We start from the raw sequence: 16,387 nt of genomic DNA, 5'->3' as shown, positions 1-16,387 counted from the left end.
TACCTCGGTTTTTGTTTAGATATTAAAGAACTTGCCAACAACCAAGGGGCGATCAATCTTGCCGCTGGCTGTACGGGGCATAGGTCCTGTCCAAAGATCAACTTTGTAGGGAACCATGTATCCAGGCATATGTTTGCGGCAATAGGCGATCAGAGTTTCGGCATCCGCCTGCGGCAAGAGTGTCACAACCGCCATGATCCTCTGGCCGCGTTCATCATCATCGACCCCGTAAGCCACGGCTTCGAGGATCAGGCCGCTTCTGGCCAAATGGTCCTCGACTTCAGTTGGACTGACACGAAAACCCATTGTTTTGATCATCTCATCCATGCGGCTGACGAACCACATATCGCCATCGTCATCAACGCGGACCAGATCGCCGGACCACACAACAGAGGCGCCGGAAAGGGCGTCGTTCAGAGCGGGACAGGGGCGGATTTTCTGGGCTGTGAGTTCGGGACGTTCCCAGTAACCCAGACTGACCAGAGGGCCGCCATGAACCAATTCCCCTTCTTCGCCAGCACCTGCAATCTGACCGTCGGCGCGGATCGCACAGACAAGCGCATGCGGGATCTGACGCCCGATTGCGCCTTTCTTGGAGGCGAACATTTTTGGCGGAAGATATGTCGAGCGGAAAGCTTCGGTCAGACCATACATCAGGTAGATGTCCACATCGGGAAAAACGTCCGGCATCAGATCTAGGATATTGGGCGCGATCTTGCCGCCAGTATTCGTTATGCGGCGGAGTGCCGGCAAGGATGTCGGTGCGTCATGCAGATAGCGCACGATCATGTTCCAAAGCGGCGGCACGCCTGCAATGCCGGTGACATTCCATTCCTGCGCCATCTTGACGATTTCCGATGGAATGCTGAGCGGTTGATGGACAACCGATCCACCCTTCCAGAACATCGAGGTCAACTGGTTCAACCCCGCGTCAAAACTGTAGGGAAGAACCGACAAAAGGCGGTCGTCGTCCTTCAGTTCCAGATAGGTGCTGACAGCAATTGCGCCCACGCGGATATTGCGGTGGCTGAGCATGACGCCTTTGGGCAAGCCCGTAGAGCCGGACGTGTAGATGATCATGGCAAGGTCTGAAGGGTCCGGCCTTGCTTGGGTGGCCTGACTTTCGGGCAATGTCGCCCATGATTGAATGACTTGATCGGACTCCACCGGCTTGCCACGCACAAGGATCGCTTTGAGCGTGTCGGGTAGGGCCGCGCCCTCCAGCCAGTTCTTGTTGGGGATATCCATGATCGCAGCACGCGCGCGGCAATCACGGGCAACATAGGAGAGTTGCGCGCCCGTCCACTGGGTATTGACGTTGACAACAACGGCGCCGATTTTCCACGCCGCGAACATGGCCGCGACCTCGCCAATGCTCTTCCTCAGGTAGATAATCACCCGATCACCGGCAACAATGCCGCAGCTGACAAGCCATGCGGCCAAACGGTCAACTTCAATCGCCAAGGCGCCGTAGGTGACAGTTGCGCTTTTGTCGATCAGCGCAATTTGTCCTGAACGCATTGGCAGGTTGTCGTCAAGCAGGCGGTAAACGCTGGAATCAGCTTCGTCAATCGGATCAAGGACGTTCATTTCTGGTCCCTTGGCGTCGATTTTTTCTGCGCGAAAAGCGGAAGGCTGGGGTAAATCTTTGCAGGAGAGCCGACAGCGACGCAATCGTCGGGGACATTGGTGGTCACAGAGGTGTTGGCACCAATGCGGACCCGATTTCCGATGCGGATTTGTCCAAGCACTGTCGAGTTCACCCCGATAAACACGTCATCACCGATTACAGGTGCGCCACCCCGCATATTGGTGCCGATGGTGACATTGTGCATGACCCCGACGCGGTCGCCGATGATCGCGTCGGGATGGATTGAAAGCGATCCTTCGGCGTGAATGATGTGGAAATCGCTTCCGATTTTCGTTTCCGGGGGAATCCAGACTTTGGTGACGTTCAGAATGAAAATCCGCATGAGCGCATAGGGCTTTGTCGCGAGCCAGCGAAGTGGTTTGGATTTTACCGATATAGACCATTTGCCGTAGCGGTAGACAGCCAGAGACACGAAAGCGGGTTCCGTAAATGAACGTCCGTGCCGGACGTAGTCTTTTCTCACATCTTCGAACATATGGCGCCTCGGGTTGTTTGGGCATGTGGTTGAGTTTGCAAAACCTGTGTCATTGGATCATGTCCAGCACCGCGTCCACGTCATTGGCATCTATGGTGAAACCTTCCGTCGAGCCTTCACCGATCAGGGCACAAAACCGCAAGTCCAACCGGTCGCACATCAGCTTGAGGGCTGTTGTGACCCTGTCGGGTGGTTGCAGGGTGATGAGGGAGCCGCCTGCGGGCATCACGGACAAACCGTGTACAAGCTGACTACCCTCGACACCGATCACCAGCTTTACACCAGCACAGGCATCCAGAAGTTCATCTGTGGTGTAGTCCTCGGCCAGCATGAAGCGGATGCCGTATCTGGCAGAAAGGCGTTCCGCGAGGTCCATCTCGTTCAACAGACGCCGGTGATCGCCTGTTGTGCCCCTCAGAAGGAATACACCGGGAGTTGATGATGTATCACGGCCTGCCGCCAACAGGGTACGCTGGGCGGCGGCGCGGGCCATGCGGTTCGAGTTGTTGTGACGGTCATCGAACAGGATCAGTTCATTGAAATGGGCATCACCGATCCTGACAGGTTTCATGCTCTGCAGGTTTTCATAGCGTGGCATATGACCGATTGCGTCGTTACTTGTCAGAGGTTCGCCCGCTTCTGCGGCCAGTTGGTATGTCAGGCAATCATCCATCAACCAGTTTCCAAACCACCGGTTTCCAACCCAGCTTTCGTAAAGCGCGCCAGAGATCTCGCGTTGAGGGCGGCGATAAAGGGGGAGACGCGATTGCCGCTGTCTGAGATGCAGTTCGGCACCTTTGTGATACAGAACCCCGTCGACATAATCGACATCACGGAACCGATAGCCGACTGTTGAGCCAACTGTTCCATGGCTGGGTTCAGTCAACGAAAGCATGACCTCATCGAAACTGCCAAATTCTGTTGCGATAACCTTGTCCTTGTGTCCCACAGGGATGATTGCGGCTGGAAAGGATATCTGTTCCGCAGGCGTGATAGTCCACTTCTCTTCCGCGCCTACAAAGAAGTCGGAGGCGTCTTTTGTCAGAATGCGGCGCAACTTGCCAATCAGAGGACTTGCTGAAAACACGGGTTTCGACCTTTCCCTAAACACGACTGGCGGGTTGGAAAATACGCAAACGCAGAAAGTTGTCGGCGAATGTTGGAGCGGTATGGAAGTGGTCGGATGAGGCGGGATCAGACATTGATTTGATCATTTGCGGAGTTCCAGTCCTGCGACGAAAATGGGGGTCGTCTCTTCGCCGTCCTTGAGAATCTGACAGGCAGCGCCTTTAGGCGGAAACAGCGCGGCCAAGCCCGGCACCTGTGCGCCGATGTCAGTGCAGCAGATCTGTGCAGTATGGGTTGTGAAATCGGGGGTGACTTCGAGGGCCTGAAAGCCGATGACCGCGCCTGTCAGGGGGAATTGCGCCTTATAGGCGGCTTCCTTGATACTGAAGATGCGTTTGGCGATGCGGCCGCGTTGTGCGGGCGGGTGGGTGTCGAGCGACAGCAGTTCCGAGGGCGTCAGGACCAGAGGCCAGAGGTCTTCATCGAGGGGCGTGGCTTCTTCGATATCCAGGCCGAGTGTTGCGGCGGGATCGCGTAACAGGACGGCGACGCAGAGGCCTGCGGCATGGCTGATGGAGCCGGTGACGCCGGCGGGCCAGACGGGGCTGCGATCCGGTGCGCTGGGAATGGCGGCGGGGGGCAGGCCGAGGCGTTGCAGGGCCAGTCTTGCGGCGGCGCGTCCGGCAGTAAATTCGGCGCGGCGGGACGGGACCGCGCGGCGCATCGCAACCTCTTCTATGGGCAAAAGCGGGGGATGCGCGCCCGTCACGGGCAGGACCGCCACGGCGACGCCAGCCCCGAAGAGACCCGAAATACTTTGTTCCAAGGCGATGCTCATCCGGTGCGCGGCAGCCTTTCGGCCCTGAGTTGGCGGCGCCGGTTCATCGCCTCGGTGCGGAAGGTGGCGCGGTCTTCGGACGGGTGCAGAAGCTGCGTTGCCGGTTGCGGTGCTGGTGGTGGTGGGGCCGCGACCTGCGGGGCTGCGGGGGCCGGAGCGGTCGGAGCAGGGGCCGCGACGGGTGTGCTGCCTTCGGGCAGGGGTTGGTCGACAAGTTTTGCGGCAAGCGCCGACAGGACCGGAAAGCGGAAGATGTCGGTGATGCTGAGGCTGCGGATGCCCAGATCGGCGCGAATTTCGCGATGCGCTTGCACGGCCAGCAGGGAATGGCCGCCCAGATCAAAGAAATTGTCCCGCGCGCCGATGCCCTGCACGCCCAATATCCGCGACCAGATCGCAGCGATGGCGGCCTCGGCTGTGGACTGTGTGAAGGTATCGCCGGAGGGCGCGGCGGAAGCGGCAGGGGTTGGGGCGGGCGTCATCGCCGGAGGCTCTTCCGCCCTTGGTGCGGGGGCCGCGACGGCGGTTTCCATGGGCGCCGGTGCTGTGGCGACGGTCCGTACTTGGGGTGCAGGCAGGGCCTTGCGATCCACTTTGCGGTTGGGGGTCAGCGGAAATGCGTCGAGCATCACGAAGACCGATGGCACCATATAGTCCGGCATCATCGCGGCGAGATGCGCCTTGAGCGCGACCTGATCCACGGCGGCGGTGCAGGTGAAATAGCCGACCAGACGCACCAGCCCCGGCACATCCTCGCGCGCCATCACGACCGCTTGGCGGATGCCGGTGAAGGCGTCCATCGCGGCTTCGATCTCACCCAGTTCGATCCGGTAGCCGCGCAGCTTGATCTGGTGATCGGCGCGGCCCAGAAAATCGAGCCTGCCATCGCTGCGCCAGCGCACCAGATCGCCGGTGCGATACATGCGCGCGCTCCAAGGGGCGGCGCGGTCCGGCGTGACGAAAGGATCGGGCAGGAAACGCTCTGCCGTCAGATCCTCGCGCTGCCAATAGCCGCGTGTGACACCATGCCCGCCGATATAAAGCTCGCCCGCCATGCCGACGGGGACGGGCTGCATCGCGTCATCCAGCACATAGACCTGCGTATTGGCGATGGGCGTGCCGATATTGATGACACCCTGTTCCGGCGTGGCGGATTGGGTTGTGGACCAGATGGTTGTTTCGGTCGGGCCATACATGTTTTCAACGCTGGCCTGCGTCATGCTGGCGAATTCGCCAACCAATGCGCCGGGCAGCGCCTCGCCACCCAGCATCAGGTGTTTGACCTTGGACAGCGCGCCGCGCGCCTCGTCATTCATGGCGATCATGCGGGCCATGCTGGGGGTGCATTGCAGGTGGCTGACATTGTGGCGCACGATCTGCGCCGCGATGGAATAATCACCGGCGTCAGGTTCCAGCGCGGAATTGGCACGTTTCACAACCTCGGCCAAGGGCACCAGACCTTCCAGAACCTGATCCACGGGAATGCCGTAGTCGATCAGGCAGGCCACTTCGGTCACACCGATCCGGCGGACCTGTTCGACGCGCTCCATTGCGTCGTCAATCGTGCCGAACAGACCGGATTCGTCGAAATAGCGCAGGAAGGCGAAATCAAGGATCGCTTCCAGTTCGTCCTCTTCCAGTGAACCAAGATCAAGCTGGAAGGCGTTGTTGACCCCTTGCGGGCGTTTGAAGGCGGGGAAGGCCCAGGCATATTGCTTGATAAGGCCCGCCGCCGAGCGCAGATAATCCTTCATCGGTTCGCGCGCGATCTCGCGCACCGAATCGCGGTCCTGCCCCAGATAGCTGTGCAGCATCAGGGTCACTTTGAAATCGTCGGGGTTATGCCCCGCCTCGCGCAGCGCCTGATGGTAAAGCTGGATTTTGCCGCCGACCTCGTCGATGGACTGGCCCAGAAGATGGGTCAGGACGTTGGCCCCGATGGTGCCAGCTTCGCGCCATGTGTCGGGATTGCCTGCGGTGGTGACCCAGATCGGCAGGGTTTTGGACACGGGGCGCGGTTGCGTGACAACGCCGTGCATCCCGCCAGCGGCGGTGGGATAGTCGACGGTTTCGCCCGCCCAGAGTTTGCGTAGATCCGCGATGGATTGCATCATCGCGGGCTTGTTGTTGGGTGGCGCGTTTTCAGGGCGCAGCACGAAATCATCGGGCTGCCAGCCGCTGGCGATGGCAAGGCCTGCGCGCCCGTTGGTCAGGTTGTCGATCACCGCCCATTCTTCGGCAATCCGTGCCGGATGGTGCAGGGGGGCCACGCAACTGCCTGCGCGGACGCTGATGTTTTGCGTCACGGCCGCGACAGCAGCGCCTGTGACCGAGGGGTTCGGATAAGGGCCGCCGAAAGCGTGGAAGTGCCGTTCCGGTGTCCAGACCGCGCAAAAGCCGTGTTGGTCGGCGAATTTCGCGCCTTCCAGCAGCAGCTTGTATTTGTCGCGCCCGACGCCGTCGTCGTTGCCCCAGTAGTACAGGCTGAATTCCATGCCTTTGCCCGTCACATTGACCGGACCGTTCGAGACCAGCGCGCGGGTCTCGTCGCTGCTGAGCACCAGTTTGAAGCCGCGTGCCAGCGTCCAGAACAGTTCCAGCACGGAAATGTCGAAGGAAAGCGAGGTGACGGCGAGCCATGTATCGCCCTGTTTGTGGGGGATGCGGGCATCCATGCCGATGCAGAAATTCACCACGTTGCGGTGTTCGACCATCACGCCCTTGGGTCTGCCGGTCGAGCCTGACGTGTAGATCATATAGGCCATATCGCCGGCGGTGGCCGCGCAATCGGGTTGCGTGTCGGGCGCGGATTCAAGGCGTGGATCGGTGTCTATCACCAGAATCTGCGCGGAATGTTGCGGCAGATCGGGGGCAAGCCGCGATTGTGTGACGATCACGGGGCAGGCCGAATCCTCGATATAGAGCGCGATGCGGTCCGGCGGGAAGGCCGGATCAAGCGGCACATAGGCCCCACCTGCCTTGAGGATACCCAAGGCGGCGATCACCATATCGGGGCTGCGCGCACAGTTGAGACCCACCAGCGTGCCCTGACCCACGCCCATGGTTTGCAGCACATGGGCGGTGCGGTTGGCGGCTTTGTCCAGATCGCCGTAGCTGAGGCTTTGGCCCTCGAAAACCAGTGCGGTTGCGTCGGGGGTGCGGGCCGCTTGGGCTTCGATCATGTGATGCAGGCAGGCGGTATCGGGCAGTTCGGTGGCGGTGTCGTTCCAGCCTTGCGTCACAAGCACCAGTTCGGCATCGGGCATCACCGGCAGATCGGCCACGGGTGTGTCCACGGCATCGTCATGATCCAGCGCTGCGGCGACGACAGCCAGACGCGCGGCGATCAGGTCAAGCGATACGGGCGACAGGCGGGACGCATCCGCGATCAAGCGGGCGCGGTCGCCTGCGATGGCCAGCGTCAGGACGGTGCCTGTGATCCGCTGTAATGCGCCCTCGGTCAGCCCGACGGCAGGGATATGCAACGGGGCTGTGCCCGGAATGCGGGGCGGCAGATCGGCGACGAAACCGCCACTGGCGCGGGCGCGTGCCAGATCGGTGCCGAAACCTTGGGCCGCATCCGACAGGGCCGCTGCGCGGGTGATCCGCAAGGGGGCCCATCCGGCAAGATAGGGCGCTTGGGCGGGATCGCTTGCCGCAGCGCTTTGCCATGCCAGATCAACATGGTCGCGGTCCGACATGCGGGCCATCAGGACGGCCATTGCAGCCATGATACCTTCGGCACCAAGGTCTGACGGGATGGTCAGGTCATGCGTGATCTCGCCCGATGCGCTGGTATCCTGTGCCAGATCGAGCGTCACAGGCTCCAGCGTTTCCAGCCGTCTGCGCCAGAAACCTTCCATCTTGATGCGGGGGGCAAGGGCGGCGTCCAGCGCTTCGGTTTCCGCTGTGCTCAGAACCGGCAGAACCTGCCCCGCCTGCACGCCATGCGGCACGGTTTGCCCGTGCAGATCGGTGAAGCCCCACAGCTTCAGGGGGCCCGTCGCGGTGACCACGGTCAGGCTGTCCGTATCGGCTTGCAACACCGTGCCGGGCTGTGCGCCTGCGCCGCCCGCGATAGCCTCGGCCCCCTGCACAGCTAGCAGAGCGGACGGTGTCATGATCTTGGGCAGGCAGAGCGGATTGCCGTGATGACCGTGATCCAGACCGCGCACCAGCCGGACTAGTGAAATTGCATCCTGCGCGAAATCCAGACGTCCTGCGGCGCTGGGGCGGTCGAACAGGCCGAAATAACTGCGCTGCGCGAGATCCTGTTGGTGCTGCGCGGGCGCGCCGGTGGCCAGCAGGCTGACCAGTTCGGGGAAGCTGTCGATCGCTTCGGCAAAGCAGCGGCTGTTCAGGCTGAGGGCGGTATCGTCGTCTGCAATGTCGAACATGCGTTGCAGCAGGATATCACCCTTGTCCACGCCGCCTGCGATCAGGTGCCATGTGATGCCGTGCTGCGCCTCGCCTGCCAGTTTGGCCCAGACGGGGGCGTTCAGGCCGGCATAGCGGGGCAGGGGGCCATCGTGGAAATTGACTGCACCCTTTGCCGGCAGATCCAGCAGATCGGCGGGCAGCATGTCCAGATTGGCGATGCTGAGCAGCCAGTCGAAAGGCAGTCCCGCCAGACGCTGCGCCAGATCCGGCCCCGGAGCCTCGATACGCAGGCCCGCATCCATGGCCCAAGCGGTGATATTGGGGCAGCGCGTGACGACGGCGGCCAGATTATGACCCGTATCCAGCAGCACCTGACCGCAGTTTTGTGTCAGGGGTTCATGGCCGATCAGCACGGCGGAAAAAGAGCTCATCACGATTTACCTTTCATATCACGCAGGGGCATCGGTGTTTCGCCCCTGTTCGGCGTGCCGGAGGCGAGGGTCCGGCGATGGTGGCCCAGCAATCTCCCAAGCTGGCCGGGTCTGGCCCTGCGTTTGGCAGGGCGACGCAAAAGCTGCACGCCTGCGCCCAAAATTTGCGCCAGACTGCACAGCCCTGCGTAGAGCTTGCCGTGGTTCTTGGTGAAGTAATGCAGGCGCGAGTCGTACCAGTAATCGGGCAGTTCGACCCATGTCTTCATGCCGGTCGAGACCGAGCCGATATGCATGACGCGGCTTTCAGGCACATAGAGCGTGGCAAAACCCGCCCGTTCAGCGCGCAGGCAGAGGTCTGTTTCCTCGAAATAGAGAAAGAAGGTTTCGTCAAATAGACCGATCTGTTCCAGCACCTCGCGGCGGATCATCATGCTGGCGCCTGCCAGCCAATCGACGCGGGTGGTGTGCTGCGGGATATCCAGCGGGACGCGGAAGCGCGACAGCAGGCGGCTGATCGGGCCGGTGCAGGCGCTTGTCTCGAATTCGGACAAGAAGGACGGGAAGCGGAAGGCGGTTTCATGCGGCGTGCTATCCTCGCCGAAGATGAAACTGCCCGCGATCCCTGCACCCGGATCGGCGGCCAGCGCGCGGATCAGGGCCAGAAGCGCATCAGGTTCGGGGAATGCGTCCGAGTTCAGCAGATAGACCAGATCGGGCGGTGTGCCATCGCTCATGCCTGCGCGGATGCCCACGTTATTGCCCGCGCCAAAGCCGCCATTATGGCCGGACTGGATCACGCGGACGGTGCCGTCCTTGGTCCAGCCGCGCCCCGTCGCGGCCTCGCTCAGCATCTCGTAGCTGCCATCGCCTGATGCGTTGTCGACGATCACCATCTCGCAACGTGCTGTGGGCATGATCCGGCGCAGTTCGGCCATTGCAGCGAGGCCCTCGGCAGCGGCGCGCAGGGTCATGGGGGCCGTGCGCCAGTTCAGGAGCACGATCAGCAGGCGGGGGTCGGTCGGCATGGGTGTCATTCAGCCGCCTCCTGCGCGACATCGCGGCCTGCGACGGCGCGCAGATTGCGCGGAGTGCTGCGCCGTTCGGCGGCTTCGATCACGCGGCGCATACGGGCGGCCAGCACCCGCACATTCGGCTCCAGCACCATCGAATCGTGATCGCCGGGCACTTCCTGCACGTCAACGCGGGGGGCCCATGCGGTCCAGTCATTGTCATGCAGCACATAGTTGCGGTCGGCATTGATCAGACGATCCGGTGCGACCTGCCATTTGCCCACCAGCGGCGGGCGGAACAGGGTCAGGGGACCATCCCAGTGACGCAGCGGATAGGTGGTGACGCTTTCCATGAATGCCGCTTCGATCGCGACATTGTGGAATTGCGCGGCAGGCTCCGCGAAATCGTCGGATTTGGGGCGGCGCTTCTCGATCTCCCAGCGGATGCGGTTGGCGGCCCAGCGACCCAGATAGGCGGGACCGGCGGCGCGCAATTCCTGCCACTGGATCAGCGCACGGTCGCGGCGGGTGATACCACGGCGCACGGGCAAAGGCGTGTCGAGCATGACCAGCGCGCTGACGTCTTCGCCTGCGGCGGTCAGTTGCTGTGCGATTTCCAGCGCGGTGATGCCGCCACCGGAAAAGCCGCCCAGCATATAGGGGCCTTGCGGCTGGACCTGCCGCATTTCCGCGATGTAATCGGCGGCGGCCTGTTTCAGATCGCGGTGCGGTTCCTGATCGCCGTAAAGCCCGCGCGCCTGCAAGCCGTAGAAGGGGCGATCCGTGCCCAGAAGATGCGCCAGATGGCGCAGGTTCAGGATATTGCCGAACATGCCCGCAACAAGGAAGAAGGGCGTCTTCGTGCCGCCCTCGCCGCTATGCATCGGCACGACATGGGTAAAGCGGCGCTGCGGCGTGGCGGGTTTGGCCGCGCTGTCAGGTGCAGCCTCGGCCCCCGGCACGACGCCGCGTTCCTCGATCAGGGCGGCGCATTTGCGGATGGTTGGGGCCTCGAACAGGACGGAGATGGGGAAGTCCACGGCAAAGGCTTTGCGGACCTTGGCGAAGAGGCGCACCGCGATCAGCGAGTGACCGCCCAGATCAAAGAAGCTGTCTTCGACGCCGACACTGTCCAGCCCCAGAAGTTCCTGCCAGAAACCGGCAAGGCGCTTTTCCACCTCGGTTTCCGGTGCCACGAAATCGCTGTCGAGTTTTGGCCGTTCGAAGCTTTGTCCGCTGGTATCGGCGGCGCTTTCCACGGCGTTGGCCTGACGGATCAAAGCGGACAGATCGAGCGAGGAAATGACGATCTGCGCGTCCTTTCCGGCGAGGGCGCGCAAGAAAGCCTCGGACCCCTCGGATGGCTGGATACCCTGCGAGATCAGATGACGCAGGCGTTCTTCGGCGGGCGACAGGGGGCGCGGGCCGCTTTGGGTTTGCGGGTTGGTGGCAGCTTTGACAGGCGCTGCGGCGCGCCCGAAAGCGGCGGTGTTTTCCAGCCTGCGGATGCTGAAGCCCTCGACCTCGATACAGACGGTGCCATCGGGGGCGGTGATCACCACATCGAAGGTGGCTGACGGGCCATCGGCGCTGTTGTCCTTGCGGCTGCGGACCCAGCTTGCGACGCGCGCAGGCAGCGGACGATGCACGCGCACCGATCCGTAGGAGACCGGCACCCACAGATGGTCGGGGCGGTAGCCTGCGATCAGGTTCATCGCCCAACCCGTGGCGAGATCCATCAGCCCGGGATGCAGGCCCCAGCCTTGGGTCAGATCGGCGGCATGGGGTTCTGGCAATGACAGCCAAGCCAGACCTTCATCTTGCCCCAAGGCCATGGATCGGATCACATGCCAGCGCGGACCAAAGGCCAGATGCGCCTCTTGCGGGGCGGGCAGGTAGCTGCCTGCATCGGCGGTTTCAGGTGCTGCACAGCGTTTGGCGATCGCGTCCAGATCAAGGGATTCGGGCGGCGAGAGGGGGAGCAGCGACAATTCCGCCTCGGCATGGGTGACGGTGCCAGTGGGTTGCACGGTCTGCACTTCGAAGCCATAGCCCGCATCCGCGCGGGGCAAGCGCACCTGCATGTCCAGGGTGCTTCCATCGGGCACTTGCAAGGGCGACAGGAAGTAGAGATCGCGGATTTCGAACCCGCCGACCTCGCCCTGAGCGCGCAGGGATGCGGCGGCGAGTTGCAGATATCCTGTGCCGGGCATGACGGCATCGCCTGCCTTGGTGCGGTGGTCGTCAAGCACCCATTCGGCGCGCGCATCCAGTGTCTTGAGGAAAAGGCGGTGCCCGCTTTCGTCCTGCGTGATCTGGGACAGCAGCGGCGTATCCGCTGGCGTGTTGCGGCGTTCGGGGGGCGCATCGCCCGCCAGCCTTGCGGCCATCGCATCGGCGGCCATGCCGACACCCGACCAGACACCCCAGTCAATCGCCAGCACCCGCGTCTTGCCGCCTTTGCGCGATTTCGCATAGGCGTTCAGATATTCGTTGGCGGCGACATAATCGACCTGACCCACCGGCGCGGTGACGGTGGAGGAGGATGAAAACAGCACCATCCAGTCCAATGTGCCATCGGGAAACAGCTCTTCCAGAACCTTGGTGCCGTGGATTTTGGGGGTAAAGACATCCTCGATCTCGGTCAGGGACTTGGTCAGAAGCGGCGCGTCATGTATCACGCCTGCGGCATGGATCACGGCGGTGACAGGGCCGAACTCGGCCTCGGTCTGCGCACAGGCCGCGCGCATATCCTCGATATTGCTGACATCGGCCTGAAGCACCAGAACATTGCCACCCTGCGCCTCGAGCGCCTGAACCGCGCGGATGCGTTGCACGGTCGCGTCATTCACACCGGTTTGCACCAGCGCGTCCCATCTGGGGCGCGGGGGCAAGGGCGAGCGGGCGATGAGCACGACATGTTTCTGCCCGCGCGCGATCAAGGCGCCTGCGATGCTGAGGCCGATACCGCCGAAACCGCCGGTGATCAGCGTCACGCCATCGTCGCGCAGGGGCAGAGCGGTATCGTCAACCTTGGCCAGAGGGGTTGGTTTGAATTCCAGCGCAAAGCGTTTGTCGCCGCGCAGGGCGGCAACCGTATTGGCGGGTGCTGCGAGCAGATCCTCAAGCAACCTGTCTGCCAGAGCATCAAGGGCCGCCTGATCGCGGCGCTTGCCCTGTTTGGGCAGGCGGATATCCAGCACGGCGCAGGACATGCCCGGCACTTCGCGCGGGATGATGCGGGCGGGGCCCATGATGGTCGATTTGTCGGGATCGGTCAGAGGCTCGGCGCGCACCTGTGCCGCGTCCGATGTGACGACTTGGATATGCGGGGTTGCGTTTTCCTCGGCCAGGGCCTGCGCCAGAAACAGCAGGCTGTAGAAGCCCTGTTCCTGCGTGCGATGGAAAAAGCTGCTGCCGGGGCGGAAGCTGCGTTCGCGCGTGACCTGCCACAGATGAACAATGCGGTCGGGCATCATGCCGCGTTCCACCAGATCGCGGACCAGTTGGTCATATCCGGCGCGCCCCTGTTCGGGGGCCAGAAGATAGCCATCCTTGCCCGCGCGGGCAAAAGCATCGGCAGGGCGTACGGTGATCACCTGCTGGTTCGCGGCGCGCAATTTCGCGGTCAGGGTCGCGCCAAGACCTGCGTCATCCTCGAACACCAGCCAGTTTTGCGTGGGCAGATCGGACAGATTGTCGAAATCGACATCGCATTCGGCCAGACGCGGCACCCATGCGGGGCGGTAACCCCAAGCATCCAGATTGTCGGACCTGAGCGGCCACAAATCGGCATCATCCTGCGTCTGCGCGCCTTTGCCGGGTTCGATGAAATAGCGGCTGCGCTGGAAAGCATAGCTTGGTAGCGGCACACGATTGCGCGGCACGCCGCCCCAGATCTGGTCCCAGTCGATGGCGACACCCACGGCCCACATGCGCGCCAGCATCGCCATGAAATAGGCATCATCCGCCACATGGTCCTGCGGATGGCGTAACGACCCTATCACGGCGTTTGGTGTCACATTCGCATGTTGTCCGGCCAGCGATGCCAGCCCCTTGCCGGGGCCGACTTCAAGAAACACGCGGCCCTGACCCTTGGGCGCATCGGCGGCCAGCGTGGCGATGCAATCGGCAAAAAGCACAGTGCCGCGCAAATGGCCGACCCAATAATACGGGTCCATCGCCTGCGCATCGCTGAGGATCTGGCCCGTCCGGTTGGACATGACCGGAATCTGCGGCGCGTTCAGTTTGATCGACCGCAGGTAATCGCCAAAGCGTTGCAGGATCGGCTCCAGCATCCGCGAATGGGCGGCGATGTCGATGGGGATGCGCTGGAATTCCACCTCGCGGGCTTCCAACTCGGCTTGCAGACGGTCAAGTGCAGCTTGCGGGCCAGAGGCCACGCTGAGCGCGGGACCATTGACCGCGCCAAGATCCAGATCATCCCCCAGAAGCGGGCGCAGATCCTCGGCGGGCAGACCGACCGACAGCATACCGCCCGCAGGCACGGTATCAAACAAGGTGCCGCGAAGATGGACCAGCCCGATGCAATCCTCGAAGCTCATGATACCTGCGACGCAGGCGGCCGTATTCTCGCCCATCGAATGGCCGACAAGGGCTGCGGGCTTTACGCCCCAACTGATCCAGAGCTGCGCCAGCGCATATTCCACGATCATGATCAGCGGCAATTGCACCGATGGCTGTTTCAGGCGTTCGTCTGCGGCGGCTTCCTGCCCCGCTGCGGGCAACCACAACGCGCGGATGTCATAATCAAGCTTGGCTTGCAGCACATCAAGCCCGCGATCCATCCAGTCGCGGAACACAGGCTCGGCATCATAAAGATCGCGCGCCATGCCAGCATATTGCGCGCCGCCACCGGGGAACATGAAGACCACATCAGGCGCGTCGCCCAGCACTTTATGCGTAAAGACACGGCGCGGGTCATTGGCGCGCAAGGTGGCCGAAGCCTCGGCATGGGTTTCGGCCACGATCACGCGGCGCTGTTCAAAGGCGCGGCGTCCGTGTCGCAGGGTAAAGGCCACATCGGGCAACGGCTGATCGGGGTTATGCTCCAGATGGTCGGCCAGCCTTTGCGCGGCCTCGTCCAGCGCTGCCTTGCTGCGGGCCGAGATCACCAGCGGCTGGAAGGGAAAATCGCTTTGGCCCGATGCATCAACAAGGGGGGCTTCTTCCAGCACGACATGGGCATTGGTGCCGCCCACGCCCAGCGAATTCACACCGGCACGGCGCGGCGTTGTCCCACGTGGCCAGTCGGTCAGCCGGTCATTCACGGTGAAGGGGCTGCCCTCGAACCCGATTACGGGGTTCGGCGCCTCGTATCCCAGTGAGGGCGGGATCTGCCCGTGATGCAGTGCAAGCGTTGTCTTGATCAGGCTCGCCACCCCTGCGGCTGTGTCCAGATGGCCGATATTGGTTTTCACCGATCCGATCCGGCAGAAGCCCTCGCCCTGCGCTCCACCTTGGCGGAACGCCTCGGTCAGGGCGGCAACCTCGATCGGGTCGCCCAGATAGGTGCCGGTGCCGTGGCATTCGATATAGCCGACCGTGTCGGGCGACACGCCCGCCACCGCCTGCGCCTCGACAATCGCGGCGGATTGGCCATCGACGGACGGGGCCAGGTATCCGGCCTTGGCCGCGCCATCATTGTTGATCGCGGTGCCTTTGATGACACCCCAGATATGATCGCCGTCTGCAATGGCATCCGACAGGCGGCGCAACACGACAGCCCCCGCGCCCGAGCCGAACACCGTGCCCTGCGCGCGATGGTCGAAGGCATGGCATTCGCCGTCAGGCGACAGGATCTCGCCGTCTTTATAGATATAGCCACGGTTCTGCGGCAGTTCGATCGTCACACCGCCCGCAATCGCCATATCGGATTCGCCCGTCAGCAGGGATTGCACCGCGTAATGCACCGCCACCAGAGAGGTGGAGCAGGCGGTCTGCACGTTCACACTCGGCCCTGTCAGGTTGAACACATGGCTTGCGCGGGTGGTCAGGAAATCCTTGTCATTGCCGGTATGGCGCAGCAGGAACATGCCCACATCCTGCACCAGATCGGGGTTCGAGCAGATGTTGAAATAGAAATAGCTGCCCATGCCACAGCCGCCGAACACGCCGACAGGACCATTGAAATCCTCGGGCATATGGCCTGCGTTTTCCAGCGCTTCCCAGATCACTTCCAAAAACTGGCGGTGCTGCGGGTCCATGATCGCCGCATCCTTGGGGCTGAACCCGAAAAACTCCGCATCGAAATGGTCGAACCTGTCCAGAGGGGCGGCAAAAGGCACGTAATCGGGCCGCGCCATGACATGCCGCGCCTCGCCCGCCGCCAGCAACTCGTCCTCGGACAGCTGCCGGATCGACCGGAGGCCTTGACGCAGGTTGTGCCAATATGTGCCGACATCCCCCGCACCCGGAAGATGCGCGGCCATGCCCACGATGGCGATATCGTTGTCAGCGTTCACTGCTGCCAGCTCCCTTTTGAGGTCCGTCAGAGGCTTTACTGGTCAA

7 protein-coding genes are annotated in these 16,387 nt (G+C 62.5%); all 7 read right to left on the bottom strand.

Annotated features, from left to right (window positions below; translation table 11 throughout):
- Nucleotides 1-15 precede the first annotated feature (15 nt).
- The 7 genes from K7H22_RS15200 to K7H22_RS15170 all read right to left on the bottom strand — a co-directional run bounded on the left by K7H22_RS15200 (nt 16) and on the right by K7H22_RS15170 (nt 16,350).
- Entirely contained in the window at nt 16-1,590 is a 1,575-nt protein-coding gene (locus K7H22_RS15200; protein ID WP_230801726.1) for an AMP-binding protein, read from the bottom strand.
- Nucleotides 1,587-2,063 carry a serine acetyltransferase gene (locus tag K7H22_RS15195; RefSeq protein ID WP_230801725.1) on the bottom strand — a complete coding sequence of 159 codons (477 nt, stop codon included), beginning with the start codon at nt 2,061-2,063 and terminating at the stop codon, nt 1,587-1,589. The genes K7H22_RS15200 and K7H22_RS15195 overlap by 4 nt, the downstream gene beginning before the upstream one ends.
- A 112-nt stretch (nt 2,064-2,175) precedes the next feature.
- Nucleotides 2,176-3,213 carry a glycosyltransferase 61 family protein gene (locus K7H22_RS15190; RefSeq protein ID WP_230801724.1) on the bottom strand — a complete coding sequence of 346 codons (1,038 nt, stop codon included), beginning with the start codon at nt 3,211-3,213 and terminating at the stop codon, nt 2,176-2,178.
- Nucleotides 3,214-3,336: 123 nt separating this feature from the next.
- Nucleotides 3,337-4,032 carry a 4'-phosphopantetheinyl transferase family protein gene (locus K7H22_RS15185; RefSeq protein WP_230801723.1) on the bottom strand — a complete coding sequence of 232 codons (696 nt, stop codon included), beginning with the start codon at nt 4,030-4,032 and terminating at the stop codon, nt 3,337-3,339.
- Nucleotides 4,029-8,843 carry a MupA/Atu3671 family FMN-dependent luciferase-like monooxygenase gene (locus tag K7H22_RS15180; protein ID WP_230801722.1) on the bottom strand — a complete coding sequence of 1,605 codons (4,815 nt, stop codon included), beginning with the start codon at nt 8,841-8,843 and terminating at the stop codon, nt 4,029-4,031. Before K7H22_RS15180 ends, K7H22_RS15185 begins: the two co-directional genes overlap by 4 nt.
- Entirely contained in the window at nt 8,843-9,880 is a 1,038-nt protein-coding gene (locus tag K7H22_RS15175) for a glycosyltransferase family 2 protein (protein ID WP_230801721.1), read from the bottom strand. Before K7H22_RS15175 ends, K7H22_RS15180 begins: the two co-directional genes overlap by 1 nt.
- The gene (locus tag K7H22_RS15170; RefSeq protein ID WP_419248190.1) at nt 9,877-16,350 is read right to left on the bottom strand and encodes a type I polyketide synthase; all 6,474 of its coding nucleotides are present in this window, start codon (nt 16,348-16,350) and stop codon (nt 9,877-9,879) included. Before K7H22_RS15170 ends, K7H22_RS15175 begins: the two co-directional genes overlap by 4 nt.
- Between the last annotated feature and the right edge of the window lie 37 nt (nt 16,351-16,387).

The sequence above is a fragment of the Seohaeicola saemankumensis genome, from assembly GCF_021021435.1.
Taxonomy (GTDB): domain Bacteria; phylum Pseudomonadota; class Alphaproteobacteria; order Rhodobacterales; family Rhodobacteraceae; genus Seohaeicola.
The sequence above is the reverse complement of the archived record's forward strand: the minus strand, read 5'-3'. Positions and strand labels throughout refer to the sequence as shown.

Excerpts from the sequence above, each read along its gene's own strand:
- K7H22_RS15200 (WP_230801726.1), bottom strand. The coding sequence starts at position 1,590 with ATGAACGTCCTTGATCCGATTGACGAAGCTGATTCCAGCGTTTACCGC.
- K7H22_RS15180 (WP_230801722.1), bottom strand. The coding sequence starts at position 8,843 with ATGAGCTCTTTTTCCGCCGTGCTGATCGGCCATGAACCCCTGACACAA.
- K7H22_RS15175 (WP_230801721.1), bottom strand. The coding sequence starts at position 9,880 with ATGACACCCATGCCGACCGACCCCCGCCTGCTGATCGTGCTCCTGAAC.
- K7H22_RS15185 (WP_230801723.1), bottom strand. The coding sequence starts at position 4,032 with ATGAGCATCGCCTTGGAACAAAGTATTTCGGGTCTCTTCGGGGCTGGC.